This is a genomic window from Altererythrobacter sp. Z27 (assembly GCF_052683155.1).
Genome location: NZ_JBQYMC010000001.1, coordinates 1,402,025 through 1,428,693, shown reverse-complemented (window position 1 = coordinate 1,428,693; position 26,669 = coordinate 1,402,025). Strand labels below are relative to the sequence as shown.

The 26,669-nt window shown below is 59.5% G+C and carries 21 protein-coding genes; 9 read left to right on the top strand and 12 right to left on the bottom strand.

The window, feature by feature from the left end; all coding sequences use genetic code 11:
- Positions 1–147: 147 nt before the first annotated feature.
- Positions 148–903, bottom strand: coding sequence for a DUF6624 domain-containing protein (locus ACUJ47_RS06945; protein WP_445537680.1), 756 nt, complete (start codon positions 901–903; stop codon positions 148–150).
- A 350-nt stretch (positions 904–1,253) separates the two neighbouring features.
- On the opposite strand from ACUJ47_RS06945, the gene ACUJ47_RS06940 reads away from it, so the two are divergent.
- Complete coding sequence (locus tag ACUJ47_RS06940; RefSeq protein WP_445537679.1) at positions 1,254–1,802, top strand: ECF-type sigma factor; 549 nt, start codon at positions 1,254–1,256, stop codon at positions 1,800–1,802.
- Between the two features lie 101 nt (positions 1,803–1,903).
- The gene (locus tag ACUJ47_RS06935; RefSeq protein WP_445537678.1) at positions 1,904–4,429 is read left to right on the top strand and encodes a tetratricopeptide repeat protein; all 2,526 of its coding nucleotides are present in this window, start codon (positions 1,904–1,906) and stop codon (positions 4,427–4,429) included.
- A 7-nt stretch (positions 4,430–4,436) separates the two neighbouring features.
- On the opposite strand, the gene ACUJ47_RS06930 is transcribed toward ACUJ47_RS06935, so the two are convergent.
- Positions 4,437–4,919, bottom strand: a complete 483-nt coding sequence (locus ACUJ47_RS06930; RefSeq protein ID WP_445537677.1) for a hypothetical protein — start codon at positions 4,917–4,919, stop codon at positions 4,437–4,439.
- Positions 4,920–5,141: 222 nt separating this feature from the next.
- On the opposite strand from ACUJ47_RS06930, the gene ACUJ47_RS06925 reads away from it, so the two are divergent.
- The 3 genes from ACUJ47_RS06925 to ACUJ47_RS06915 all read left to right on the top strand — a co-directional run bounded on the left by ACUJ47_RS06925 (position 5,142) and on the right by ACUJ47_RS06915 (position 10,823).
- Positions 5,142–6,245: an OmpA family protein gene (locus tag ACUJ47_RS06925; RefSeq protein WP_445537676.1), complete on the top strand. Its 1,104-nt coding sequence runs from the start codon at positions 5,142–5,144 to the stop codon at positions 6,243–6,245.
- Between the two features lie 24 nt (positions 6,246–6,269).
- Positions 6,270–6,881 (top strand): hypothetical protein, encoded by a 612-nt coding sequence (locus ACUJ47_RS06920; protein ID WP_445537675.1) that lies wholly within the window; start codon positions 6,270–6,272, stop codon positions 6,879–6,881.
- A gap of 63 nt (positions 6,882–6,944) precedes the next feature.
- A complete protein-coding gene (locus tag ACUJ47_RS06915; RefSeq protein ID WP_445537674.1) occupies positions 6,945–10,823 on the top strand; it encodes an autotransporter domain-containing protein in 3,879 nt (1,292 codons plus the stop codon).
- Positions 10,824–10,931: 108 nt separating this feature from the next.
- On the opposite strand, the gene ACUJ47_RS06910 is transcribed toward ACUJ47_RS06915, so the two are convergent.
- Genes ACUJ47_RS06910 through ACUJ47_RS06865 form a run of 10 tightly spaced genes read right to left on the bottom strand, consistent with a single transcriptional unit; the run spans position 10,932 to position 20,883 of the window.
- Positions 10,932–11,501, bottom strand: coding sequence for a hypothetical protein (locus tag ACUJ47_RS06910; protein ID WP_445537673.1), 570 nt, complete (start codon positions 11,499–11,501; stop codon positions 10,932–10,934).
- A gap of 31 nt (positions 11,502–11,532) precedes the next feature.
- On the bottom strand, positions 11,533–12,684 hold the full coding sequence (locus ACUJ47_RS06905) for an acyl-CoA dehydrogenase family protein (protein WP_445537672.1): 1,152 nt from the start codon (positions 12,682–12,684) through the stop codon (positions 11,533–11,535).
- On the bottom strand, positions 12,681–13,808 hold the full coding sequence (locus ACUJ47_RS06900) for an acyl-CoA dehydrogenase family protein (RefSeq protein ID WP_445537671.1): 1,128 nt from the start codon (positions 13,806–13,808) through the stop codon (positions 12,681–12,683). The genes ACUJ47_RS06905 and ACUJ47_RS06900 overlap by 4 nt, the downstream gene beginning before the upstream one ends.
- Positions 13,805–14,248, bottom strand: a complete 444-nt coding sequence (locus ACUJ47_RS06895; RefSeq protein ID WP_445537670.1) for a hypothetical protein — start codon at positions 14,246–14,248, stop codon at positions 13,805–13,807. The genes ACUJ47_RS06900 and ACUJ47_RS06895 overlap by 4 nt, the downstream gene beginning before the upstream one ends.
- On the bottom strand, positions 14,248–14,820 hold the full coding sequence (locus ACUJ47_RS06890; protein ID WP_445537669.1) for an FAS1-like dehydratase domain-containing protein: 573 nt from the start codon (positions 14,818–14,820) through the stop codon (positions 14,248–14,250). The genes ACUJ47_RS06895 and ACUJ47_RS06890 overlap by 1 nt, the downstream gene beginning before the upstream one ends.
- The gene (locus tag ACUJ47_RS06885) at positions 14,817–16,121 is read right to left on the bottom strand and encodes a spinster family MFS transporter (protein WP_445537668.1); all 1,305 of its coding nucleotides are present in this window, start codon (positions 16,119–16,121) and stop codon (positions 14,817–14,819) included. The genes ACUJ47_RS06890 and ACUJ47_RS06885 overlap by 4 nt, the downstream gene beginning before the upstream one ends.
- Complete coding sequence (locus ACUJ47_RS06880) at positions 16,121–16,903, bottom strand: enoyl-CoA hydratase-related protein (RefSeq protein WP_445537667.1); 783 nt, start codon at positions 16,901–16,903, stop codon at positions 16,121–16,123. Before ACUJ47_RS06880 ends, ACUJ47_RS06885 begins: the two co-directional genes overlap by 1 nt.
- A gap of 14 nt (positions 16,904–16,917) precedes the next feature.
- The gene (locus ACUJ47_RS06875; RefSeq protein WP_445537666.1) at positions 16,918–18,462 is read right to left on the bottom strand and encodes an acetyl-CoA acetyltransferase; all 1,545 of its coding nucleotides are present in this window, start codon (positions 18,460–18,462) and stop codon (positions 16,918–16,920) included.
- A 28-nt stretch (positions 18,463–18,490) separates the two neighbouring features.
- Positions 18,491–19,669, bottom strand: coding sequence for a CaiB/BaiF CoA transferase family protein (locus ACUJ47_RS06870; RefSeq protein WP_445537665.1), 1,179 nt, complete (start codon positions 19,667–19,669; stop codon positions 18,491–18,493).
- The gene (locus ACUJ47_RS06865; RefSeq protein ID WP_445537664.1) at positions 19,666–20,883 is read right to left on the bottom strand and encodes a CaiB/BaiF CoA transferase family protein; all 1,218 of its coding nucleotides are present in this window, start codon (positions 20,881–20,883) and stop codon (positions 19,666–19,668) included. Before ACUJ47_RS06865 ends, ACUJ47_RS06870 begins: the two co-directional genes overlap by 4 nt.
- Positions 20,884–20,983: 100 nt before the next feature.
- Between ACUJ47_RS06865 and ACUJ47_RS06860 the strand changes: the two genes are divergently transcribed.
- From ACUJ47_RS06860 to ACUJ47_RS06845, 4 genes are all read left to right on the top strand, one after another.
- Positions 20,984–22,009, top strand: a complete 1,026-nt coding sequence (locus tag ACUJ47_RS06860; RefSeq protein WP_445537663.1) for an MBL fold metallo-hydrolase — start codon at positions 20,984–20,986, stop codon at positions 22,007–22,009.
- A 131-nt stretch (positions 22,010–22,140) separates the two neighbouring features.
- Positions 22,141–22,788, top strand: a complete 648-nt coding sequence (locus ACUJ47_RS06855; protein WP_445537662.1) for a TetR family transcriptional regulator — start codon at positions 22,141–22,143, stop codon at positions 22,786–22,788.
- 102 nt (positions 22,789–22,890) lie between these two features.
- Positions 22,891–24,384 carry a flavin-containing monooxygenase gene (locus tag ACUJ47_RS06850; protein WP_445537661.1) on the top strand — a complete coding sequence of 498 codons (1,494 nt, stop codon included), beginning with the start codon at positions 22,891–22,893 and terminating at the stop codon, positions 24,382–24,384.
- 79 nt (positions 24,385–24,463) lie between these two features.
- Positions 24,464–26,608, top strand: coding sequence for a TonB-dependent receptor (locus ACUJ47_RS06845; RefSeq protein ID WP_445537660.1), 2,145 nt, complete (start codon positions 24,464–24,466; stop codon positions 26,606–26,608).
- The last annotated feature ends 61 nt before the right edge of the window (positions 26,609–26,669 follow it).

The window sequence follows — 26,669 nt, the reverse complement described above, 5'->3', positions numbered from 1 at the left end:
CTTAGCAAAGGAAGTCGAGTGGAATGTCGGCAATGCGTCCCAATAACAGACCTTCGAGGTTGGCTTCCAATAGCCCAAGAGCCGAATGTCTGCTTTCACGAGCCGGTCACGATGGCTCTATCGTCCGAGGCTGGGTGGAAAGCGGTCTCAGGCTTCGCCTGGCACACTGCTGCTGGCGCAATAGGAGTCGTAAGCTGACGGAACAAATGCATCCATACCGATCTCTGCCCTGAACTCAGTAACGCGTTGGACGTCTTCCAGTTCGCCAAAGTCCGCTCGGCCATTGCTACACATGATTTGCGTCGCGTAGCGCTGCGGCTCGCCATTGTTGCGAGCAATGCGGTCGAACATCGCGGCATAGTGCCACGGTGTTAGCTGGTTTACCTCCACGGCCTCGCGAACCTCCGGCAAGATGCTTTCGGCGAGCGCAACATCCCACTGAGATGTGCCCGTTTCGTCGATTATCTGTGCATGTTGGGCAAGATACCAAGCGGCAATCTGAACATCTTCGCTGAATGAGGGCGGCTCGGGCCAACCGTGCAGATCCATGATCTCTTTCAGGCGCGCTGTATTGGGCATGTCGACCCTGAACACAGTTGCCCCCATCACCATGCCGAAGCACATTTCAGCTTGTTCGTCGACAAAGTCAGCGCATAGCGCATTGCTCGAAAACTGCTCTCGCGCCCATTGGTCGACACGATAACGTGCGATCAATTCTTCTGACAGACAGTCGAGATCACGATCAGCGCAGTTGAGCGTGGCAATCGATTCTAATTGCCTCGTGAACGCCTCTTCAATCACAGCATTGACTTCTGCCTGCGCCGCTGGTGTCTCTTGGGCGACTGCGGAAGCCGCCAAAGCCAATGCCATTCCTGTAATACTGCCAGTCACTACTTTGCGCATTTCTCACCCCTCAATTTTTACCGCAACATTTGGCCTTGAAGCTGAATGAAGGCTTACGTCTTGAATTCAGGGTGTAGCCTCGGGATTGGGCGTTGTTTCCATGTTGCGGACATGCGAGATAGAGCCAACTGTGCGTCCTCGCTACGATCGTAAATGCACGGATTGGTTCCGACCCAAAACGAACAACCCGAGCGTGCATATTTGCAAGCGAAGCGCAGCAAGTCATCTCGTCAAACTAGTTTCAGCCGGCACTTCCATCGACATGACGAAGTAGCGATAACTGGCTGCTTGTAGCTTGCAGATATCTTGAAAGCTCATAAGCTTGGCCCGTCGCTGATAAGGGGCAGGGCATGGAGGCGGGGGCTTCATCACAGGACGCGAACCGGGCATCGGCGAGCCTGGACGATGAATTGTTCGCGGAAACCTATGACACTTTGCGCCGTATCGCCTCCCGCCAGCTGGGGCGGCAGTCCAATAAGCCGTCGCTCAATACAACGCTGATCGTGCATGAAGCCTGGCTAAAGCTCTCACGATCGAATTCTGAGCGTTATCTTGATCGCTCGCATTACCTGGCTACCGCCGCGCGCGCGATGCGCCAGATACTGATCGACCACGCCCGCCGGAAATTGGCTGTGAAACACGGTGCCGGAGCGGTTCATCTGCAGCTTGACGAAGGGCGCGACCATTCTGAAGAGATCGACAGTCGCTTCCTGGAACTCGACGATGCGCTGAGAGCACTTGGCGAGCAGTTTCCAGAACTCGAAAGCGTGGTCGAGTGCCGCTTCTTCTCTGGTCTGACGGCCGAGGAAACCGCCAGTGCCCTGGGTCGCTCGGTGCGTACCGTGGAGCGACAATGGGCGCGCGCTCGCACCTATTTGGCCGAAATCATGGAAGGGTAAGCACGGCAGGTGGCGGGAGAACTGGCCTGTTTTCGTTATCCCGCAGCGATGGCCTGCAATGTTTCTTCTCGGTCTCTGCGCGGAACAGTCAGCAGAGCGGCATGCACGGTAAAACCCGCAGCATGACAAATTCGGTTATCCCTCTCATGGACCAGGCCGAACTGGATGCGGCTCTCGACAGGCTAATCGAAGTTCCGTTCGAGGAGCGTGAGGCGCGTTTGCAGGGCGAGTTTGCCGATCGTCCGGAAATGCAGGTCAAACTATCTCGCTTGCTGCACATGGAAGGACGGAGCAGGGACCTGTTCGCCCGACTTGAAAGCCAGCGCATGGCCACTCTGGCCGGGTTGTTCCGGGAGGACGGAAAGGGCGAGTCAGGCGATCCGCGGATTGGCCGTTGCTACGGGCCGTGGAAAGTTGTCGCCCATCGTGGAAGCGGTGGCCTGGCAGAAGTCTACGAAGTGTGCAGGGCCGATGGCCGATATGAACAACGCGCGGCGCTCAAGATATTGCGCAACGGCATTATCGGTCCCGTGGCGCGCGAATTGTTCTTGCGTGAACGCCGTCTTTTGGCCAGCCTCGATCATCCCGGTATCGTGCGGATCATCGATGGCGGTGAAACTGACACAGGTGCGCCGTGGCTAGCGATGGAACTGGTCGAGGGTTTGCCGATCGATCAGTACTGCAAACAGAACGACGTCGATATCAGGAGGCGACTTGGATTGCTGGCCGACGCCGCCGATATCGTCAGCGCAGCACATGCCCGCATGGTAGTCCACGGCGACTTGAAGGCCGAGCACATATTGGTCACGCCAGGCGGCAAGCTTCGTCTGTTGGACTTCGGCATAGCCCAAGCACTGGATGAGCGAGCTCAGGCAGAGCGGCCAATTGGCGAACTTGACGGCGGACATGCAGCGCTTGTCTTCACCCCGGATTACGCCAGCCCGGAACAGTCTGCTGGACGATCTCTCTCAGCTGCCAGCGATATTTATCAAATGGGGCTGATCGCCGGGCAACTGGTCCCGTCCGATCATCAGGATCGCGCGTTGACTGCTGTCATTGCGAAGGCGATCGCGAGAGAGCCTCAGGATCGCTATGCCTCAATGACCATGCTGGCGGGCGATTTGCGGGCTCTTGTGGCGGATGTTGCGACAATGGCCTTGCCGGACAGTCGCCGGCAGACCCTCCAGCGGGCTGTGCGGCACAATCGCCTGGCTGCAGCACTTGCCGTTCTGGTTGTGATCGGCTCTGTCGGCTGGACGCTTACAACAGCGCTTTCGTCAGCCGCAATCAGTCGCGAGCGCAACGCTGCGGTCACCGCTGCGGACCGCGAGCGGCGGGGTAAGGACGTTCTGTTGCAACTGTTCCGGCGGGCCGATCTGCTGGAAGCAGACAGCCTTGGCCTGGAACCTGCAGCGGCGGCGGCCATGCTCGACGAGGCATTAGCCGATGCCCGCCAATCGGTCGACGACGATCCCGTGCTACTGGCAGACCTGATCAACTGGGCTGCGCGAGCGCATCTTCGTGCCGGCAACCAGGATAAGGCGCGCGCGCTAGCTGAAGAAGAACTCACAGTGATCCAGAGCAGCTCTAAGAGGGGCACCTTGCGTGAAGGAGCTGCGCAAGCCTTCCTTGGCAATATTCTGGCCAATTCCGGTGATGCCGAAGAGGCGGATCGCCGCACTGCAGCCGCGCTTGCGATACTGGAAGAGGCTGGTGGCACGGTCGACCCGCTCGCGCTCGACCTTCTCCTTGCGACGGCTTGGGCCAGCGAGGGCGACTGGCAGAGGCAGCGCGGGTTGTTTGAGCGCGCCCTGATGATGGCCGAGACTTTGGGCGACCCAAAGTCAGAACTTGAAGTCCGCTCCGGGCTAGGCCGCGCACTCACCGGACTGGGTGAATTCGACCCGGCGCGTGCCGAATTGGCAAAGGCGCTGACCTTGGTCGACACCTTGTTTGGCGCACGCCATCTGCGCCGCGCGCTGCCCCTGTCAGACCTTGGCCGGCTGGAGGACCATGCAGGAAATCCTGCAGCTGCGATCTCCTATCACCGGGAGGCTCTGGCGATCAGCGACGCGGTCTTGGGAGCCGATCATCGATCCACCCTTGCCCATCGCAACAACCTCGCCAATGCATTGATGGCTGCGGGACAGGCCGATGCCGCGATTGACGAGTATCAGCAACTGCTCGAACTCCATGGCGATGGCCTGGCGCGCGGTGAGGTAGCGCAAAACCTCGGGGCTGCGCTGGTGCAGCGTGGGGACTTTGGCCGGGCGGACGAAATGTTGACGCTGGCCGAACGTGCATTCAGCACCCATTTGCCACCGGACCATCCACGGCGCGCATTTCCGGCGCTTACACGATCGGAAATGCGGTTGGCGCAGCGCCGCTGGACCGATGCCGATCGCGATGCGCGCTCTGCCTTGGCCCTGCTCGAGAAAGCCCTGCCAAATGGGCATTTTGCCACGGAAACCGCACGCTGTCGCGTGGGGATGGCGCTTTTGGGGATGGGGCGGAAGGCGCAGGCAGCCGACCATATCCAGCCTGCGCTTGCCGCGCTGATTGCCTCTGGCAACGCCGCCCCCGCACGCTATGTCGAACCCTGCCGGGGCGCTGCAAAGCTGCTCTAGCCTAGGATCACTCCCAGGGCTTGCCGGATACGGCGAGCACGATCTGGCGGATGCCGTCTTCATGGTCGAGGACCTGAAGGTTGGCATTTTCCAGCCCGTTGCCCTTGGCCAGGGTTGCGAGGTGGACATTTTCCACGCGCGCCTCAAGGCGCGCGCTGTCGAGACCATGCGATTTACCCCATGCGACGATGGCATCTGCAACAGCTTCACCGTCGCTGCGCGTTCTGGCTTGTATCATGTAAATTGGTGGATCCTGATCTTCCTTCGCCACGGTGATGAATATTTTGGCATCCTTAGGGAGCGGGAAATCGGCTGGCAGCCAGGTGGGCCGCGGCAGGTGGACCGAACCGAGCCCATCATCGTCATCATCCAATCCCATTGTCACGACGGTCTCGCCGTCGTTCGGGATTGAGTCGCTTTCGCTATCCCCGCCGCAAGCGGCAATCAGAAAGGGGACCGCGAGAACCAGGCTTCGACGTATCGGGGGCATAGGCACTCTCCATCATGGCATTCGGGGAGACAGCGAAATTTCACTGCTGTTCCGGAAACGTGGGATTGGCCCGGTTTCCGCCAGATACGTCTGCTTACCACCGAATGTCCTTCATGCGTGGCGGGTTTGATCGCCCTTTCCCGTTTGGGATTTGGGAGCAGGGCTTTCCATTGAAGCAGGGGGACCATGATGCGGGGCGGTAATTCAGGCAGGCGTTCGGCTTTGAGCATTGCGCGCCACGCGATGCTGGCGGTCGCGTTCGCCGGACTTGTTTCTGGCAGTGCAGTGCCGGCAGAGGCGCAGGACATCCTCGGGGGGCTCAAGCGCAAGGTCCAGAATGCGGTGAAACGCGAGACTGAGCGCAAGGCCGACGAGGTAGTTACCCAGGCAACCCGATGCGCGATGGGCGAGGTGAACTGCGCACCAGCGAGCAGCGAGGGCAGTGAAACGACGAGCACCGGGCAGCAGAGCCAAGGCCAAGGCGGGTCGGTGGATCCGGGAGGCGATCACCCGCTGGTGACACCCTATGCCGGTTCGAAACAGAACACGCGCCAGTTCGAGTCTTATACCGACTATCGCCGGATTGTCGGCGTTGACAAGGCACGCCAGGTCATCACCCAGACCCTGGAAGGCAAGCTGACCAGCATCGTCTACAACAATCCTCCCGGGCGCTCGACGCTGGAAATCATCCGGAATTACGAGCAGGCCCTGAAGGAACGGGGCTTCGCCATCGACTACCAGATGTCAGGTGGTGAAACGTGGCTGGACAATCCCGCCAAGATCAACGGCATGGTCAGCTACGGGCAGGACGTGCGCTATTTCACCGGCAAGCTGCGATATGGCGATGGCGTCGCCTATGTTTCCATCCTCACCTACAGGCAGAGGGATTTCGGTCGCACTTCCGTGCAGGTTCTCGAAACCGCCGAGATGGATACAGGCATGGTTTCGGTCGATCCTTCGGCCATGGCGGCCGAGCTCGACCAGAGCGGGCAGGTCAATCTGCAAGGAGTCTATTTCGACACCGGGCGCGCGACGCTGAAGCCGGAATCGGATGCAGCAATCGGCCTCGTGGTTGCGCTGATGGCTCAGCGGCCCGAGCTCAAGCTGCAGGTTGTCGGACATACGGACAGTGTCGGCAATGCTTCCTCCAACCAGATACTCTCGCAGGATCGAGCCAATGCGGTACGCAATGCCATCACCATGAGAGGCATCTCGGCAGACCGACTGGTCGCATATGGCTTGGGCAGTCAGCAACCGATCGCCAGCAACGACACCAGCGAAGGTCGGGCACTGAATCGCCGCGTGATGCTGCTCCGCCTCAACTGATTTCCATCAGCTTCGAAAGGAACGATGACTATGCGCAAGACCATGTTCAGCCTGCTCGCTGCGGCAATGCTGGCAGGCACACTGGCAACGCCGGTGGACGCAAAGCGACCCACGCCAATCCCCTTGATGCCCCTGCGCGGCGAAGCGGCGGCTCTGGCGCTGCTGACCGACCAGGATCGCGTGGTCAATGCATCGGGTGAGGAGCTGCTTGGCATCGTGGCGACCAGCCTATTCCTCTCGGCAAACCGCGAAACTGCGGAAGGCGGGATAAAGGTTTACTTCCTGCGGTTGGAGGCCGGCCGGGTAGTGGCCATGCGAACGACGACGTTCTATGCAGAAGACCTGCGCGACATGCGCGCGCGCCTTCCGGGCGATACGTTCCTGCCCGGAGACACATTCCTTCCCGGAGATACGTTCCTGCCCGGCGACACCTTCATGCCGGTCGATATCTATCTGGGCGCCGAGCGGCCCGATGCCCGCATCGGCAGCATGGAGCCGCGGGGTCGGCGAGAGGAGCAATTGTTCAGTGCGGCCACGCGGCTTTCGGAAGGCGGGCGCGGCGCGGTCGTGGCAGCCTATCCAGCGCAAAAGCCCGACAGCCTCGATGGTGGCGGCTTCTTCCTGCCGCAGGATTGAGGGCGGGCGGCCAGATTGCCGCCTTGCCAGTGACACATGCCATTCATCGTATCGGAGACGTTCATGGGTACCGCCAAAAGCCTCGCTAATTCCATTGCGCGCAAATGGCACAAGCGGCCAGCCGGGCTGCTGCTGGCAGGCTCGGTATTGGCGGCGTTTTCTTTGCCACTCCCTGTGCTGGCGCAAGTGGTGATCGACAATGGCGACGTGGAGACCGTCAAGGGCGATGGCAGCGGGACCCAGCCGAGCCCGTGGGATGCTGGTACCGGGATTTATGTGGGCGACACAAACACCGGCACCCTGGCCATTTCGGATGGCGGGGTCGTCAATAGCGAATTCGGCACTATCGGCCTGCGGGCTGGATCTGACGGCACGGTCACTGTCGATGGTATTGGCTCCACCTGGGCCCTGAGCCAAAGCCCCTATGTGGGACACTACGGCACCGGTCGCCTTACCATCACCAATGGAGGCCTCGTCACCAACAACATCGGGACAATCGGCTACCATGTCGGATCGGACGGCACGGTCACGGTAGACGGTGCGGGATCCCAATGGACGAATGCCGGCCTACTCCGGGTCGGCTACTCAGGGGTTGGCCACCTCGCGGTCACCAACGGTGGTAACGTCAACAGTCTCAGCGGCTTCATTGGCTACAATGCCGGTGCGGTCGGCAGTGTGCTGGTCGACGGCGCGGGTTCGACCTTGGCCAACAGTGGCCAGCTGACCGTCGGGAGAGCCGGAACGGGCAGCCTGACCATCGCGAACGGCGGCACTGTGTCGGCGGGCTGGGTCGCGGTCGCACAGCAGGCAGGTTCGGTCGGCACGATCAATATCGGCGCCGCGGTAGGCGCTGCAGCCACTGGTGCAGGCACGATCGACGCTCCGCTCCTGACCTTTGGCAACGGCAGTGGCACGCTGGTGTTCAATCATACGGACAGTGCTTACATCTTTGCGCCCGACATCTCCGGCAAAGCCGCGCTTGAACACTATGCCGGGGATACAATCCTCACCGGTCAGGCCGGCTATTCCGGTTCGACATTGTTGCACGGCGGCACGCTGGAGGTCAGCGGTGGCGGCAGCGTTTTCGCGACTTACGAGATCGTGATCGCCGAATTTGCGAGCGACGCGGCGAGTCTTGTCGTGAGCGGCGCCAATGGCGGTGGTTCGGTGTATTTGCCGGGCGACTACGATGACTTCGACGAAGACACGGGCACCGGCCCAGGTTACCTCTTCGTTGGCGCCAGGGGCACCGGCAACCTGACGATCGCCAACGGTGGCACCGTCAATGACCTCCAAGCCTATGTCGGGACTGGCGTCGGCTCCGAAGGCACGGTCACGGTGGACGGTGCAGGCTCGGCCTGGACCAACAGGAGCCATCTCCACATTGGCTGGCTGGGTTCGGGCAGCCTGGCAATCACCAACGGCGGCACCGTTACCAGTAGCTGGGACACAACGATCGGCTCCGGCGCGGCCGGCTCAGTCAGCATCGACGGGGCTGGTTCCTCGCTGTCGACCGGCGGCTTGCTTTTCGTCGGCGATTACGACGGGGGCACTCTGTCTATCGCCAATGGCGGCAGCGCATCGGCCGCTGCAGCCGCCATCGGCTATGGCGAAGAGAGCTTCGGCTCCGTCACGATTGCCGGCACCGGATCGAAGCTGGAGATCGACGACCCTCTGTTCGTCGGCTTGTATGGATCGGGCGAACTGACGGTCAGCGATGGCGCAACAGTCAACAGCCTGTTTGGTTATCTCGGGAATAGCGCAGGATCCGACGGCACCGCTACCGTCGATGGCGCCGGGTCGGCATGGGCGATGGACGGAAATCTCTTCGTCGGCCTGGAAGGCCGGGGCAGCCTGGCCATCACCAATGGCGGCAGCGTCAGCGACAGTGTCGGCTATGTCGGATCATCCGCCGGATCTTCGGCCGAAATCAACGTTGACGGCATTGGGTCGATCTGGACGAGCGAGGTCGCGTTGGACTTCGCCAGCCTGGGCAATGCCAGTCTGGCAATAACCAATGGCGGCACCGTGGCCACTGGATTGGCCAAGATCGGGGCCGGATTCAGTGGGGTTGGCGAAGTCTTGGTCGATGGCCCGGGATCAAGCTGGATCAATGCCGAGGAGTTGCTCGTGGCTGACGGCGGGACGGGTAGCCTGATCCTGGCCAACGGTGGCTCAGTATCGACAGCCTCGATGGTGGTGGCACAGTATGAAACGGGTGTCGGAGCCGTCAATATCGGCGCTGCGGCTGGCGAAGCGGCGGCGGCTCCCGGCACGATCAATGTGCCAACGCTCACCTTCGGCGATGGGACCGGTACGCTCGTGTTCAACCACACCGCGACCGATTATGCCTTCGATCCGGTGATTTCAGGCACGGGCACGATCCTTCATCGTGCCGGCTACACTTCGCTGACCGCTGACAGCTCGGTTTTTACCGGTACCACTGACCTTGCCGGCGGCACGCTCAACGTGGCCGGCTCTCTCGGCGGCGTGGTGAATGTCTCGGGCAACGGAACGCTGGTCGGCACCGGTTCGATCGGTTCGCTCGCGCTTGCCGAAGGCGGCACGATTGCTCCGGGCAATTCGATCGGCACAATCAACGTGGCCGGAAACGTCACCTTTGATGCGGGCTCGGTCTTCGCAGTCGAGGTCGATCCTTCGAGCAGCGTCAGCGACTTGATCGCAGTTGCCGGCACCGCCACGCTCAACGGCGGCACTGTCACCCATGTCGGCATGGATGGCGAATACGCCCCGGCCTCGACCTACACGATCCTGACCGCAACCGGCGGCGTGACCGGCGAATTTTCCGGGGCGACTTCGGACTTTGCCTTCCTCGCTCCTGTCCTCGGTTACACGCCGAACGCCGTGACGCTCACCCTGCTGCGCAACAGCACCGCCTTCGGCGACGTTGCCCAGACCTACAACCAGTTGCAGGTGGCCGGGGCGATCGAGGAATTCAGCTTTGAAAACCCCGTGGTCCAGGCTCTCCTCACACTCGACGAAAACGAGGCGCGCGCGGCCTTCGATGGCCTTTCGGGCGAAATCCATGCCGGGCTGCGCACGGCCCTGGCTGAAGACGTTCGACTGGTGAGCCACACCGTTGTCGAACATATGGTTCCGAGCACCAGTGGCACCTCCCTCTGGGCTGAATTGATCGGTAGCTGGAGCAGTTTCGACAAAGCTGAAGGCACGGCGAAAATCGAAAACGACATAATTGGGCTTGCGGGCGGCGCGCAGTTTGCTCTCGACGAAAATATCGTTGCCGGATTCGCGGTGGCCTATACTGACAGCGACGTTGAGATCGCGCAGCGGCATTCCACGGCTGACGTTCAGTCCTTCCATTTGATGGGCTACTTCACCCTAGGCTCGCGGGCTGTAAACTTGAGTGCAGGCGTCGGCTACGCGCACAGCACAATCGACACCCGGCGGGAAGCTTCCTTTCCCGCTTTCGATGAATTGCTGTCTGCCAAGTACAATGGCGAAACGCTTCACGCCTTTGCCGAGATCGGCCATGAAATGCCGGCAGCAGGTGGGACAGTCGAACCGTTTGCACGGTTCACATTAGTTCACCTCGACACCGATGGTTTTACCGAAACGGGAGGTGATGCAGCACTTTCGGGCGTAGGCCATGCTACTACATCTGCCTCAAGCCTGATGGGCGCGCACTATGCGACCTCGCGAGAACGTGTGTTTCGCTTCGCAGGGACTCTGGCCTGGCAGCATGTCTTCAGCGGGTACCAAAGCTCGGCAAATCTGGCATTCGACGGTGGACTTCCTTTCGAGATCGTTGGAGCCAATAGTTCCAGAAATGCAGGCGTGCTCGATCTGTCGGCTGGTGTTGGCTTGTCCGGTTCCGCAGAAGTCAGCGTAAACTATCGCGGCCTGGTCGGGAACTTCGGCGATAGGCATGCGCTGACTGCAGGTGTCACTTTGCAGTTCTGAGCGTACGGCAGCTTTGGCATACGGCCAAGCTGGAACCAGCCGCTCGGCTAACGGCCCACTTCCTGCCGCCCTCGCTTAGCATAAAATCACTTCGCGTTCCGTCCCGGGTCATTCCTCCTCGGGGTTCACCGTTCCAAGCTCTATACCCCTGACCCAGCGGGTCCGACCGGTCTTGCACTCGTGCAGCGACATGAAGAGATCCCGGGACGAACAAAGGAGCGTCAGCCATCGGTCGACCAGGACCGGCTTCACGAACAGACTTGTTTGCCACTCTGGCTGCCCTTTCACCTTGCCGAGCACGCCAAGCCCCTTCGGCGGCCTGTAGACCGGTACTTCCTTGCCGCGATACTGCCGGTATCTTGGGCTGCCATGATCATCGAGTTCCGCGATGTCCTCCAGCCGCGCATCGAGATCGAATGCCGGTGACGGGTCTCCATAAAGCGTGACGAGGCAGCAATTCGTCGCAGACTTCCCTTCCGAAACTATCGTCCCTGCAACAACAAGGCGGCTGGAGAACTCGTGGACAGGTTGATCGTCGAGCGGCCGAAAGGCGTAGCGCGGCTCGTAGGCATAGTGATTGACTCTCGCCGAGACGGACGCTTCGTATCCTTCAACCGCGATTGTGAGGTGTGAATGCACCTCGGTGGACGACCGTCTCGCTGCCGTGCCTCTCTTCATGAGTTACTCCCCGATGTGCAGAGGAAGCGTCTCATTGGTCGCCACTGACGGATCCAAATGGGCGATCGCGGCTCACATCTTCCTCGCGAGGCATCTCAAGCAAGCGCTCAGCGATGATGTTGCGCTGTATCTGATCAGTGCCTCCCCCGATCGATGTCATATACGCATTGGCGGCCAGGTAATGCGCATGAGATGCGGCGGGAAACTGGGAGCCATCGAGCAAGGAGGCTGATCCAAGCAGCTTGCGAAGAAGCCGCGCTTCCTGGTGAAGCACGCGCGACATTGCCAATTTGCCCAAAGCAGCAAGTTGTGGCGCGTTGCCAACGCGAGCGCGCCTTTCATTGAGGCTGTTGAGCTTCCGCCACGCGAGAACCCGGGCGAGGTCGTCCTGAATCAAAGGATCCTCCAGCCTACCCGCAGCTCGCACGGCGTCCAGCACAGGATTACCTCTGGCGCGCGTTTCCCCCTTTCGGCTTTCGCCGACTCCTTCGGCCATGAGCCTGCGCTCGATGGTTAGCGCGTACTGGAGTATCTTCCATCCTTCGCCCTCGGCGCCGAGTCGATGGCTCACCGGTATTCTGGCACCATCGATGAATACCTCGTTGAACAGACTTTCACCCGTAATCTGACGGAGCGGACGCACATCGATTCCGGGCTGGTGCATGTCCAGAAGGAAGTAGCTAAGCCCGGCGTGCTTGGGCCTGGACCAGTCTGTTCGGGCCAGGAGGAGGCCAAAGTCAGCCTGTGCCGCCCCGGAGGTCCAGAGCTTGTGCCCCTGGATGACATAGCCTTCGCTTCGATGGTCAGCGCGGGTCCGCACGGCCGCAAGGTCGGATCCCGCTTCCGGTTCGCTGTAAAGCAGGCACTGTCGAAGGGAATGGCTCAAGAAGCCGGGTACAACGGATCGTCGCAGGTCTTCGCTTCCAAACGCCATCACTGTCGCCGCAGGTATGTTTGTGCGATCCTGTCCTGCGCCGGGCGCACCAACCTCCTTGAAGGCACGGCGAATCGCCCCAGATCGTTCGGCGTCAAGTCCCAGACCCCACCATTCGCGGGGCCAGGAAGGTACTGCCCAGCCGGCCCGGAAAACATGCTCATACCAACTGCGAATGTCACCTGCCTTTGGAGATCGACGTTCGGTGTCCCAGTTGGCATCGAGCCACTCCTTGACGCTGTCGATCATACAGGCATTTCCTTTGCCATCGCGCGCAAGAACTGTGCACCATGGAATTCGCTGGAGCCGAACAGCCGAGTGCCCGCATGAGCGCGTCGCCAGAACAGGTGTGCTGAATGCTCCCAGGTGTAGGCAATGCCGCCGTGCAACTGGATCGCCTCTGCTGCAACAAGTTCAAATGCGTCAGCGCAGCTGAATGCCGCGAGATTGACCAGCATCTCCCGGTCTGGACTGTCTGTTTCGATTGCGTTTGCTGCCGCGCGAGCGGCGGAAATGGCTGACTCGGCTTCCAGCAGCAGATCAGCCGCCTTGTGTTTCAAGGCCTGGAAGCTGCCGATGGGCCTGCCGAACTGTACGCGTGTCTTCATGTATTCGACCGTCTTCAACAGCCAGTACATGGCAGCTCCGGCCTGTTCGGCTGCGAGTGCGATTCGCGTCATTTCGAGAGACCGGGCAAACGCCTCGTTACAACGAGCCGCAATCCGTAAAGCGGGCACTTCGCTGAAGGTCACCCTTGCAAGACGGCGAGTTGCGTCCCAGCCTTGCATTGGCATGATATCGACGCCTGGCACATCAATGGTCGTCTCGAAGATGCCCAGGCCATCTTCGCAACGAGCAATCACGAGGAGAGTATCTGCCATGTCGAGATCGGTTACGAACGACGATACTCCATCAAGTTGCCATGTCCCATTGCGTGTTATGCGCCCGGAGACCTCTACACCATTCTCGGTCCAGCAACCTGCGTCTCCGGTATAGGCCACGGTCAGCACGCGTTCGCCACTCGCCAGGCCAGGCATCAAACGCGCGTTGGCTTCACCATCCCCCGCGTGAGAGAGGAGAATTGAAGACGCAATAGCGCTCGACAGAAACGGGCCGGGCAGGAGTGCGGAGCCAGCTCGTTCCATTATTGCCTCGAGCACGACAGCGCTTGGCCCGATTCCACTGAATTGAGGCGGTAGCATCAGTGCAGCAAAGCCTGCCTCTGCGAGCTTGTGCCACAGCTCTGTCGCGACAAATTCCGGCTCCTCGATCAGCCGGCGGGCATCTGTTTCGCTCCAGTGTCGATCAAGCAACCGTCCGAAACTCTCGCAGATCGCGTTCACTTCGTTCGAATCGTCACCATTTCCGCTCATGGCAGCTGGCCAATTGCGGTGTTTGGAATGGTCGCAATGATCGAGCCGGGACCAACGGCCAACCGGCGACCTACATGCGACCTCAAACTGATCTCGATGAGGCCATCGTCGTTCTCAATCCACTTTCGCGTGACTTCACCGCTTGCGGTTACTGTGCTTCCAGCGCAGCAGAAACTGTTCATCCTGAACCCTCGCAGGCTTCGGATTTGTCCCTTGTTTCCGATGAACTGACGAACCAGCCGTTCCCACATGCCTTGCAGCAGCATGGCATTGGCATACATCTCGGGCGCACCTGACGCCTTGGCGAACTCGGAGTTGTGATGGATGGAGTTGAAGTCGCGGTTCGCCCCGGCAGCGACTACAAGTCGATAGACTGAAAGAGGGAAGTCGATCGGCTGCAAATGTTCCCCGACTTCCACTTCGTCCCAGTACCGCTGCATCACGACACTACCGGTTCATAGAAGTAGACCGTTGAGCGCACGGTTGCGACGAGATCGCCGTCCTGATCAACGATCTGCGATTCCAAGGTAAGGAATGCGCCTCTCCCGACACGCGTCTGCTTGGGTTCACAGGAAAGCAGGACGGGATTTTCACGGGTCAGTCGATCGCCCACAAAGGGCGGGCGAACGAAGTCCATTTCGACCTCCGTCGCGAAATAGCCGGTAACGGGTGGCATGCCTTCAGGTGCGAAGGGTCGAACATTCGTTCTCGCAGGCTGAGAGTTGTAGCCATCGTCAATGAAGAGGGGTTCACCTGGCCGCCACAGCTCGCCGAGTGCGAAGCTTGTTACCGAGGTATATGGCGCGATGACTTGCGGGTAGCCGAATTGTTGGGCGGTGGCGGTGTCGTAATGCAGCGGGCAATCAAATTCGAGGGGTTCGAGATAGCGGCGAATGGCTTCGGCTGTGATTTGCTCCGCTCCCGGGACGGGTTCAGGCCCCGACAGCGGTTGACCAACAAGTGCGATGACCGGTCGCCATGCGTCTTGCCAACGGGTCTCTTGAAGTGTCATTTGAGATCGCCTGGCATGGTTCGTGCGGCGCAAAAGTAGAGAGCAAAGCCTACGATCAGAACGCCAGTGGACCATACCTGCGCCCACCTTATCCCGCCGCCTTCTCCCAGGGCCCACGACGTAGCCAGCCAGTCACTCAGAATGCCGATGGCAACAGGGCCTATTCCAAAGGAGATCAGGCTCACGACAAGCAGCATGACTGCAGAAGCGGTTGCCCTGATCGAACGGTCAACCACGGCCTGCACTACCGCCACGGTCGGCGCCAGGTAAAAGCTGTTGAAAATGGCTGAAAGGCCGAGGAGCAAAATCGAGGGCATGAACCCATCAACCAACATGGCGGCGACGTAGATGGGTGCGCCAATGAGTGGTCCCCCAGCAGTAACTGCAAGGTAACCCCGCCTGTCTGCGCGGGCAGCGCGATCTGCAATAACGCCGGAAAGATAGGTTCCGACAGTAGCAGACAATCCGTATGTAAGTCCAAGTGCGACACCCAAAAGCGCAAGCGGTTCAAGTCCGGTCCCCGATGCCAACGTCTCCAGTCCATCAGCGTGATTGCGCAAGTAGAAGGAGCCAAAGAACGCGGCGTGGCCTATGCTGACCATGCTGACAAATCCGCTGCCGATGACGGTGTACCGAAAAGTCCGGTTGGCTTTGAGCTCGCGTACCGCGGCAGAGAAATCGGAGCTGCGATCAGTCCTGACTACCGGATTCTTTGCGCGCGGATCGCGAAGCGTGAGGACCAGGAGCAGCGCAATAGCAATTCCGGGTAGGCCAACCACGAAGAAAGCCGCTCGCCAGCCCATCGCACTTGCAAGAAGACCTCCAATGGCAAGGCCAAGCAGAGAACCGATCGGAGCTCCCATCGAGAACGTCGCCAGCGCCCTTGCACGACGATCCTCGGGTACGATGTCGCAGATGAGCGAATGGGCCGGCGGAGCACACCCAGCCTCACCGATCCCTACCCCAATACGAGCGAGAAGCAGGTGCACAAAGCTTTGCGCCAATCCCGAGAGTGCAGTGAAACCGCTCCATACTGCGAGGCAGACGGCGATGATCTTCGGCCGATTGCCATATTCGGAGATCCTGGCGATCACTACGCTGAGCACGCTGTAGAAGAGCACGAAACCCAAGCCGGTTAGGACGCCCAGTTGCCAGTCGGGAAGCCTGAGGTCCTGCTTGATTGGTTCTGCGAGGATATTGATAATCTGGCGGTCGAGGAAGTTGAGCGTGTAGACCACGCATAGGAGGCCGATGATATAGCGCTGCTGTCCGCGAGACAGATGGTCCTCGGATTCGACCATTACCTGCCGGTCCAGATTGGAGCACGCTTTTCGACGAAGGCGCGTGGTCCTTCCCTGGCATCCTCGCTGCGACCTATGACTTTGGCCGCAGCCATGTTCATTTCCCAGAGTGCGGCTTCGTCCAGATCATCGGAGGCGCGTGCAATGCGCAGGCTCTCGGTAACGGCCAACGGTGCATTGGCAGCGATCTTGTTGGCGATAGTCATGGCCAGCTCGTTGACATCGCCGAGTGGAACAACGTGATTTACCAGCCCTGCGGCCATGGCATGAGTTGCTGTCAGTGGCTCGCCGGTGGCAATCATTTCGAGCGCCAGGGGACGAGGGACCGTGCGTGGAAGCCTGAGTACACCACCGGCTCCAGCGAACAGGCCGCGCTTCACTTCAGGCAGCCCGAAGGCTGCTGTTTCCGCAGCGACCACGAAATCGCAGGCCAGGCACAGCTCGAGTCCCCCACCAAGTGCATTACCTCGAACGGCCGCTATCCAAGGTTTGTTGCGCTTGGCCTGGACGAAGCCTGCGAACCCGCTCCCCGGGAGTGAAAGCTCACGGCCACGTCCCGCCGCAACTTCTGCCAGGTCCGCACCAGCGCTGAACGCCTTGTCGCCCGATGCGGTCAGTATGGCCACGCGCAGGTCGTTGTCCTCGTCGACACGGCGGACAGCCTCATTCAGACCAAGCGCGACGGCACCATTGATCGCGTTACGTACATCTGGGCGATTGATTGTGATGAGCGCTACGTGAGGCGCCGGGATTTCGAATAGAACTGCTTCATTCCGTGACATGGCATTGCCTCCGGTTAAATGAATTTCGCGGTGTTAATGGGAGATCCCGCCGAAATCTCGATCCGCCGGCCAATGACCGTCTCGTCCACCATCGCCTCCAGGGACGCGGGGTCGATAATCGTCGCGAGACAGCGTGCGCCGCTTCCTTCCAGTCTGGCGAAAACTGGTGCCGAGCGGGGTGCTCCCTTCTCGAAGAGCACGGTGTAGGTCTCGATGACTGCGGTGCCAGCGGGTGTCTCATCGAACGGGGGCGAGGGCAAATCATCGATCTTGTGTTGGTCTATCGCCGGCTCCCGGCGCCGGTAGAGCTGCTCGGGTGTTCGCGTCGAATAAACTCCAAAGGCATGCTTGGTGAGGAAGTAACCGTTACCAAAGATCAAGCCGTTGCTGCCGGGCCGCTGGCGTAGCTTTTCGACCATCGACGCTACAGCATGGGTCACGTAATTATTGCCGGGGCCGCCAAAGCAGACGAGGCCGCCGGTAACGGTCAGTCCTCTTGGATCGTCGTGTGCGATTCCAAGCGCATCGGCGGCGATCTCGACGGGCGAGGCGAAGCACGAATACAGGTCAAGAAAGGTCAGTTCCTCGACACTGATTCCAGCTTGCTCCAGAGCAGCGCGGGCACCGATTTCCACGGATGGTGCGGTCGAAAAGTCAATGCGGTCGCTGAGGAACCATTTCTCGGTCGTTTCGGCCGAACCGTGCAGATAGACTCGCTTCTCGCGCGGAACATCCAATCGGTCTGCGGCGGCTTCAGACATCAGCAGGACGGCTGCAGCCTGATCGACGAACATGTTCGAGCACAGGTACTTGGTATAGGGATAGGCGATATACCTGTTGTCCTCTCCAGGCTCGGCTATCTGGAGTGCAGACTTGGCTTCACTACTGATTGAAAAGGGATTGGCTGCAGCGATCTCGCTGAAACGCTCCATCAGCCTACCAAGTGCAGCGCGGTGCTCGGCGGGCGATCTGCCATAACGATCAGCGAGCGCGTTTTCGAACATTGCATAGCCGCTGGTTGCAAGAGAGAGACCGTGCTTGTGTTCGGATTTGGTGCTGGCGGGTGGAGCGCTACCCGGCGTATCGGGCTCGTCGCCACCAGGGTCATCGGTCCAGTTCAGCTCGATGCCACGGCGCTGAGCACGGGCTGCGGTACGCATGTTCTCAGCGCCTGCCAGCAAGCAGATATCGGCTTCACCGGCAGCGATGGCGTCAGCGAGGAGGTTAATGCTCCATTGCGGCGTGTTGCCGCCTGGGTGTGGGTAGGTCAGCTTTGCGGGCTTTGCGCCGATCCTTTCCGCAAGTGAGCGGGGGAGGTTAGGGTAGCTCCAACCCGGAAGACGAAAGGCAGAAGCACCGGAATCGGCGAAAGTGCGGATGACCGTGATCCGATCAATGTGTTGCAGGAGTCGCTCGCCCGCACCACTGTCGCGCGCGGCTCCACGTGTGACCTGTTCGAGGAAATCCAGCGGTGAGGCTGCTGCCTCAGGATCTGATTCGCGATCAACGCATTGCGCGACGCCGACAATAACTGGGGTACGTGGATTGATGCTGCTCATGACGCTACTTCCAGGATTGAAGGCTGGTTCAAACGCTGTCCGGCGTGCCGACGCCAAGCTCGCTCAGTACCTCGGCATTGTGCTCTCCGAGCCGAGGTGCTGGTCGCGAGGTCTCGCTCGGTCGAGCGGAAAAGCGCACCGGCGGTCTTACGTCTATGTAGCCGCCTTCGCTCGGATGCTCAGCCTTCCGAAACAACCCCACTGCCTGGAGGTGGGGGTCGGTGAAGATCGCCTCGACATCACGTACCTCCATTGCCGGAATGCCGGCTTCGGAGAGGAGTTCGAGCCATTCGGCCGTGGTCCGCTCGTGAGTAATGGCATTAAGCCGAGCGTAGAGATAATCCTCGTTCAGAACGCGGTTTCGGGGACTGTTAAGTCGTGCATCCTCGAGTACCTCGGGATGACCCGCAACGTCGAAGAAAGCGATCCAGCGCTCGTCGACGTATGGCGCAATACTTATCCAGCCATCCCGGGTCGGCGCGGGCTGACGCTCGGGATTGGTCTGGCGCTTGTAACACATGGGGCCGTTCGGCGGGTCAAAGGTGTGACCGGCCAAATGCTCCAGCAGTGTGAAGCTGGTCATTGTCTCGAACATCGGAATCTCAACGTGCTGACCCTCTCCGGTGCGCAACCGGTGAATGACAGCGGCAAGCGTGGCGTAGGCAGCGTGCAGGCCACAAACCTTGTCGGCCAATGCCATAGGTAGGTAGCGCGGGCGCGGGTTGCCATCGACGCGTGGCAGAAGCGAGGCTGTACCCGAGGCCGCTTGTATTACATCATCGTAGGCCGGGTAGCTTGCGTAAGGCCCATCGAGTCCAAAGCCAGTGCAATGAACGTAGATTACGTCCGGGCGGATTGCACGAACACTGTCGTAGTCAAGTTCGAGCCGGTTGATCGCGTCAGCCCTGATGTTGTGGAGGAAGATATCGCCGCTGGCGATCAGCTGTTCGAGGGCCTTACGTCCTGCGGCTGACCTCAGATCCCAGTTGACCGATCGTTTGCCTCGATTGATGGTCAGGTGTGAAGGACCCATTCCTCGGGTTCTGGCCGGTTTGCCCACATATCGGAAATTGTCCCCCTGCGACGGCTCAACCTTGATGACGTCTGCACCCATATCCGCCAGGAGCTGCGTGCAATGGGGGCCAAATATGACGGTCGACATGTCAATGACACGCAGGCCTTCGAGCAGTCGCGGGGTTGCACTCATCCGAATACTGTCTCCATGCGCAGGTCGGCTATGGTCTCGCCTTTCATGCCAAGCCAATCGGCAAGGATTTCTTCGGTATGCTCTCCCAGTCCGGGAGCGCAGTCATACCGTTCAATTGGCGTCTTCTCGAATCGAAGCGGATTGGCGACGAAGTCCACGGGACCTGCAAGGGGATGCTGAATTGTGCGCCGCGCGCCGGTGGCCATCACGTCAGGGTCAGCGTAGCATTGCCTCACGTCGAGAATAGGCGAACAGATGAGTTGGGCCTCCTGAAGGGTCGCATACCATTCAGCGACGGTGCGTTGCAGGAATGCGGGCTGCAGCTGATCTTCAAGTTCGTCCACGTGGGCTACTCGTTGGTCTCGCGTGAGATAGCGAGGATCATCGGCCAGTTCGGGCAGGCCAAGCCGCTCACATAGAGAGCGAAAGTGGTGATCAAAGCCAGCCTGGACGTTGATGAAGCCGTCCCGGCAACGGAACATCTGTGCAGGAGCGGCGCCTGTGGTCCGATGGCCAAAGCGCATTGGCACGTCGCCTGTCGTGAAGTACTCGGCGGCTCGCGCCGACATCAGGGCCAGCGCACAGTCCAGAAGCGACAGGTCAATTGCCTGGCCTTTCTTGTCATGGCCCCGCTGGATCAATGCGGCCAGCGCTCCGATCGTGGCATATAGTGCCGTTACGTAGTCGACGACCGGGGTGCCTACCTTCTGCGGCAGTCCGTCCGGATCGCCGGTCACGCTCATCAATCCGGTCAGGGCCTGAAATGCACTGTCGGTACCGGGCCGACGAGCGGCAGGACCAAATCGGCCGAACCCGCTGATCGATATGTAGATAAGACCAGGGTTGATCGCCTTCAGGTCTTCACGACCGAGGCCTTGTGCATCAAGCGTTCCGGCACGGAAGTTCTCGATGAAGATATCGGCCTTGGCTGCCAAGTTGCGCGCGAGCTTGCGGCCTTCGGGCAATCCAATATCCAGAGCGATGGAACGCTTGTTTGTGTTCGCGACGAGGAACCCGGCAGACATGTCGGTGCGCTCGCCGTCGATGTCACGAATATATGCAGGACCATAGTTTCGATACTCATCACCACGTCCCGGGCGTTCTATCTTGATCACGTCTGCGCCAAGGTCGGCGAGGATTTGCCCAGCGATCGGCGCTGCGATCAAGTGGCCCATTTCCATAACCCTGATACCGGCTAGCGGGCCAGTCCGCATCCTACTTCTCCCCTCAATCTTGCGTCCAAATTAAAAATAGATTTAAGTTTGTGTCAATAGGCGAGGATACCTCGCCGGAAGGTGTAAGGGATGGGAAAGGATGTACGACGCCCGAGCGATCAGGAAGTGCGGGCTGGAAGCGCCTGCCATTGGTGAGGTCCTTCCAGTTCTGCCGGGAATTGGATGGATCCGCATGCCTGTTCCAGGTCCCCTTGGCCACATCAACCTGTGGGAATTACGGGAAAGCGATATCACGTTTGTCGATGCCGGGCTGGGTGAAAAGGAAACCATCGATGCGTGGCAGGCTGTCCTTTCTGAGTGCGACAGGAAAGGAAACGTCGCACGACTCCTGCTGACACATCATCATCCCGATCATGCCGGCGCCACAGGATGGTTATCCCGTCATTGCGACTGCCACGTAACCATGACAGGTCTCGAGTTTGCCGCTTGCCGACGCGAACTGTCACTTGCTGATCCTGCTTCACAAGTCGTGAATGATGCGTTGCGCGCAGCAGGATGGGACGATGCAATGCTGGATGCCCAGCGCGCATTCCATGGCCGTTTTGGGCAGGCACTGCAGGGCTTCCCTGAGCGCATTCGACTGCTGGAGGAGGGCAATGTCTTACTCGGCGGCCGCCAATGGCGGGTTATTGTAACCGGAGGGCACACTCCAGCACATGCCAGTCTCTACAATGAACAGGACTCCATCCTCATCGCCGGCGACCAGCTGTTACCCGACATGGCGGCTATCGTCCCTGTTTCGTTGGACGATCTGGATTCCGATCCACTGGGAGAATGGTTTGCTTCTCTTTCCCGTATGGCCTCAATCCTGCCAGAAGACGTTCTGGTATTACCCTCGCATGGGCACGTGTTCCGGGGTGCACATGCCCGGATTTCAGAGATCGAGGAGGGGCATCGGGTCAGGTTGGAGCGTACATTTGACGCCCTGAGCATACCTCGAACACCAGCTGAACTTGTGCGCGCGCTGTACCGCCGACCCGTGGATGGCCGCACCGTAAGTCTTCTGACAGGCGAGGCGATGGCGTATGCAAATCGTCTGGTCGCATTGGGTCAAGCGAAGGTGGAGGAGGATGGAAAACTACGCCGCTATTCTCGGATCTCGTGAATCGGAGAGGAGGAGGTAGAGGCTTGCGTCAACGGCAAAGAGGATGTGAGGCGATTTGCCCACGTGCCGATTGAATGGGCTTTTAATTTCAGCTGGCTTATGGTTCGGTCCAGGAGAAAAACGGGGAAACCATGGTAAAGAAGAAAGCGCGGCGCGCGCGCGGCAACCGAGAGACTACGGGTGAGCAGTTACTGGATTCCGCGGCGGCGCTGATGGCCGAGTGGGATACGATCGACGTGCCGCTTGCAGAGGTAGCAGAGAGAGCAGGGGTCAACATCGCGCTTGTGAAATACTATTTTGGCAACCGAGAAGGTCTGCTCATGGCTCTGGCGGTCCGCGACTCGACGCTGATCGTGCGAGAATTCAATGCACTGGTGGCGATGACGGACCTGTCGGCGGTCGAGAAGCTGCGCCGCCACATTACCGGTCAGGTACTCATATACTGGCGATTCCCCTATCTGGACGCGCTTCTGCGTGCATTGATGCGCGACACGACCTCAGAAACGGCTCGAACCATTGCCAACGACTACATCGGACCAATCTGTGCAGCACAAGCCCAGTTGCTGACAGAGGCGCAAGCCGCCGGAGACATTCGTGATATCAGTCCGGCCAGCTTCTATTTCGCGACCTCCGGTGCATGCCATTACCTGTTCGCCGCCCGGGCGACGCTCGATAACGTGTTCGGAGTCGCCCGGATTGATGCAGAGACGGCACGAGGGTACGCACGCGATGTGGCTGGCATGATCATGGACGGCCTCGCCACTCACGCTTCCACCTGAACACCCCATCTTCGGACTGGCTTGGCCGGTCGCAAGCAGGCGTCGGCAGGTGCTGATGTCGGGGTGTTGACTAAATTTAAATATAAATTTAATTGAGCCGGGATGAGCATTTCGACTGCGACAGCCGGAACTACCATGTCCGCCCCGTCTGGGCGCGATCGACCGATCGCAATCATAGGGGCTGGGGCGTCGGGGATGTTGGCGGCGATCAAGCTACGTGAAGCTGGCTACACCCGGATCTCGATCTTCGAGAAGAAGGACGACATTGGCGGAACATGGCGCGAAAATCGCTATCCTGGTCTTCATTGCGACGTGCCCTCGCAATCGTACTGCTTCTCGTTCGCCCTCAATCCGTCATGGCGTCAGACATTTTCGTCCGGACCTGAGATCCAGAGCTATTTCCAGCAGGTGGCACAACGATATGGCCTGCGAAACCTCGTTCGTTTCAATAGCGAGGTTGGTACCGCGCGATTTGACGGCAAGAGCTGGCAACTGACCATGACAGACGGGCATGTTGCGCATGCCGATTTTGTTTTCGCCGCCACGGGAGTGCTGCATCACCTCAATTACCCGCAGATCGCAGGGATGGAGGAATTTGCGGGCCTCTCCTTGCATACGGGCGATTGGCCCGATGGATTGGACTTGGCGGGTCTTCGCGTCGGGATCATTGGTACCGGCGCTACAGCGGCGCAACTGGTTCCGGCAATAGTCGACGAAGTTTCACGGCTGACACTATTTCAGCGCACTGCGCAATGGGTCGCTCCTTCACCGAACCCCGCGATCCCTTGGTGGCGCCGGGCACTATATCGCCTTGCACCGTGGGTACTCCGCCGCAGGTACCGGATGCTCACCGATGAGATCGAGGCCACAGCAGGCAGGTGGGTACTGAAGGACTCGGAGGTCTACCCGAGACTCGTCCGCACGTGTCAGCGCAATCTGGAAACCATCGCTGACCCTGAATTGCGGCGCAAATTGACGCCTGACTACGAACCAGGCTGCAAGCGGCAAATTTACTCGTCAACCTTCTACCCGGCCATCCAGCGTCCAAACGCAACGCTTTGCACTGAGCCGATCAATCGGATCGAGGCCTCAGGAGTACGGACTTCGGACGGTGCGCTGCATCAACTCGACGTGCTCGTCTACGCGACAGGTTATCGCATGCATGACTACATGCGCCCGATGCGGATCAGTGTCGAGGGGGGCACAAGTCTGGATGAACTTTGGAGCGACGGCGAAGTAGCCCATCGGGGAGTTGCCATCCCAGGTTTGCCGAATTTCTTCATGCTGGTTGGGCCAAACAGCCCGCTCACCAATTACTCGGTCATCGCTGTGGCGGAGATGCAGATGCGCTACCTCCTCGAGCTACTTGATCGAGTGGTTGACGATGGGGCGGTCGCAATCGAGCCGCTCGAACAGGCCTGCAGGCAATACGAGGATGAGTTGAGTCAGGCCATGACGAGCACGGTCTGGGCGACCGGCTGCAACAGCTATTACCTCGACCGCAACGGGCGACCCAACACTTGGCCTTGGTCGATCGACAAGTTTCGTCGCGACATGGCCAAAGTCGACTTCAATGAATTCAGAATGAGTAGATAGAATAATACAGATGTAATTCAATTACATAAATCAAAAAATGACCTGCCAAAAAGATCGTCACAATTATAGGGAGGGAGAGATGAGTTTAGGTAAAATCTTGTCAGGATCGGTCCTGTTGGTCCTGTGCCCGGGGGTAGCCCTGGCTCAATCCGAGCCTGCTGAACCGGGAGCCGATGCGGTTGACCAGGGCATCGGGGACATTGTGGTGACCGCGCAGCGCCGCGAAGAGCGCCTGCAGGAAGTGCCCGCCGCTATTACCGCCCTTTCGACTGATGCTCTCGTCAAGGCCAATGTCGTAACTACCGAGGACCTGGGAAAGGTAACGCCTGGATTCTTCTTCGGGCGATCAAACTTCGTGTCGCAGCCGACAATTCGCGGCATCGGCACGCGTGGAGCAAACGCAGGAGACGAATCTGTTACGCCAATCTTTGTCGACGGCGTCTACCAGCCATTCCAGTTCGGAGCGCTCTTCACCTTCAATAACGTCGAACGTATTGAGGTGCTCAAGGGACCACAGTCGATCCTCTATGGTCGCAACGCGACCGGCGGCGCGATTAACATCATTACCGCTACTCCGACCGATGAAACAAAGTTCAAGATGCGCGCCAGCTACGGCAACTTCGACACGGTTGATATCGCAGGGTACCTGAGCGGTGGCTCGGGCCCGATCGCGGCCGATATCGCGGCGAACTACTACGATGATAATGGCTACGTCACAGACCTCGCCAATGGTGGCAAGACCGGCGACAGGAAGTCATTCGCCGTCCGCTCGAAGCTACGTGCCGAGATGGGGGACCTCACGGCGACGCTGGCGCTCGGATACATGAATTCGACCGATCACACCGGAGCCAGCCAGCCGATTCATGGTAATACCATTGCGCAGCAGACGCCTGGTGCCATTTACGGCACTCGTCACTGGGAAGCCGCCATGAGCGAGGAATCGCTCGGTGCACTTACGCAATACCAGGCATCACTGACGTTGCGGTACGATCTCGGTTCAGTCGCGATCACGAGCATCACCGGTTATCAGGACAACAAGTTTGACTTCGAAGTCGATTCCGATGCTTCGACCTTGGTGAATGCCGGCTTCAATGGAACGATCTCGTCCGAGTCACTTTACCAGGAGATTTACGCGCAGTCAGACAGCGGTGGTCCGCTTAACTGGATAATTGGCGGGGTCTATTTCAACGACAAGGCAGCCTTTGATGAGCTGAACATTCTTTCACGCGGGAACCTCGGCGCAGTCGTGAAATCCGACTTGGATACCGACTCACTCGCCATCTATGGTCAGCTCACCTACGAGATGACCGATCAGCTTACGCTAATCGGTGGCTTGCGGTACACGACTGAAAAGAAAACTTACCTGTACACGAGGATCTACCCAAGCGTCTTGGCTCCCCCGGAAACATCGGCTCGTTTCAACAAGCTGACGCCGAGCTTGGTAGCCCAGTTCCAGGCCACACCGGAGTTGCAGCTGTATGCGCGCTATTCCTCGGCGTTCAAGAGCGGCCTATATGCCTCGACGTCCGCGCCGATACCGGCTGATGATCCCGAGCCCGTGCGGCCTGAAACGGCGACCCAGTACGAGATAGGTCTGAAGTCAGACCCGGCGCACTGGCTGCGGCTGAACCTTGCCGCTTACTATACAGACTACGACAACCTGCAACTCACTGCTCGTGATCCGGTGCTGAGCACGCCGATCCTCACCAATGCGGCAGCAGCCAAGATTGTTGGCTTCGAAGCAGATGTTCAGATCAGGCCGACACGCAACTTCGGGGTGACACTGGCCTTGTCCCAGCTCGATGGCGAATATCGCAACTTCGACCAAGGGCAGGAATACGTACCAGTTCCCGGGGGAGGTGCGGCAGCCAACATCACCAACCTCTCAGGCAATACCCTGCCCAAGGCACCTTCAACGATGATCAGCGCGTCGAGTGACTATACCTTCCCGGCGCTCGACGGGGAAATCCGTCTGAGCGGCAACCTTTCTTACCAGAGCAAGGTCTATTTCGATCCTGGCAACAACATCTCCCAAGACGGTTATGTTTTGCTCGGTGGAGACATCACCTGGCGCAGCATGGATGAGAGGATCGCTGTAAGCTTGTATGGGCAGAACCTCACCAACAAGTTCTATGGTGTGGGCGGTAACATCGGAAGCGCAGGTTCGCACTGGGCCATGAGCCGCCCTCGCAGCTACGGCGTACGCCTCTCCTTCGAAATGTGATCTAACTTATGGCTGGCCACTGCCTCCTCCGGTTGGCCAGCCGCCCAATCGAATGGAAGGG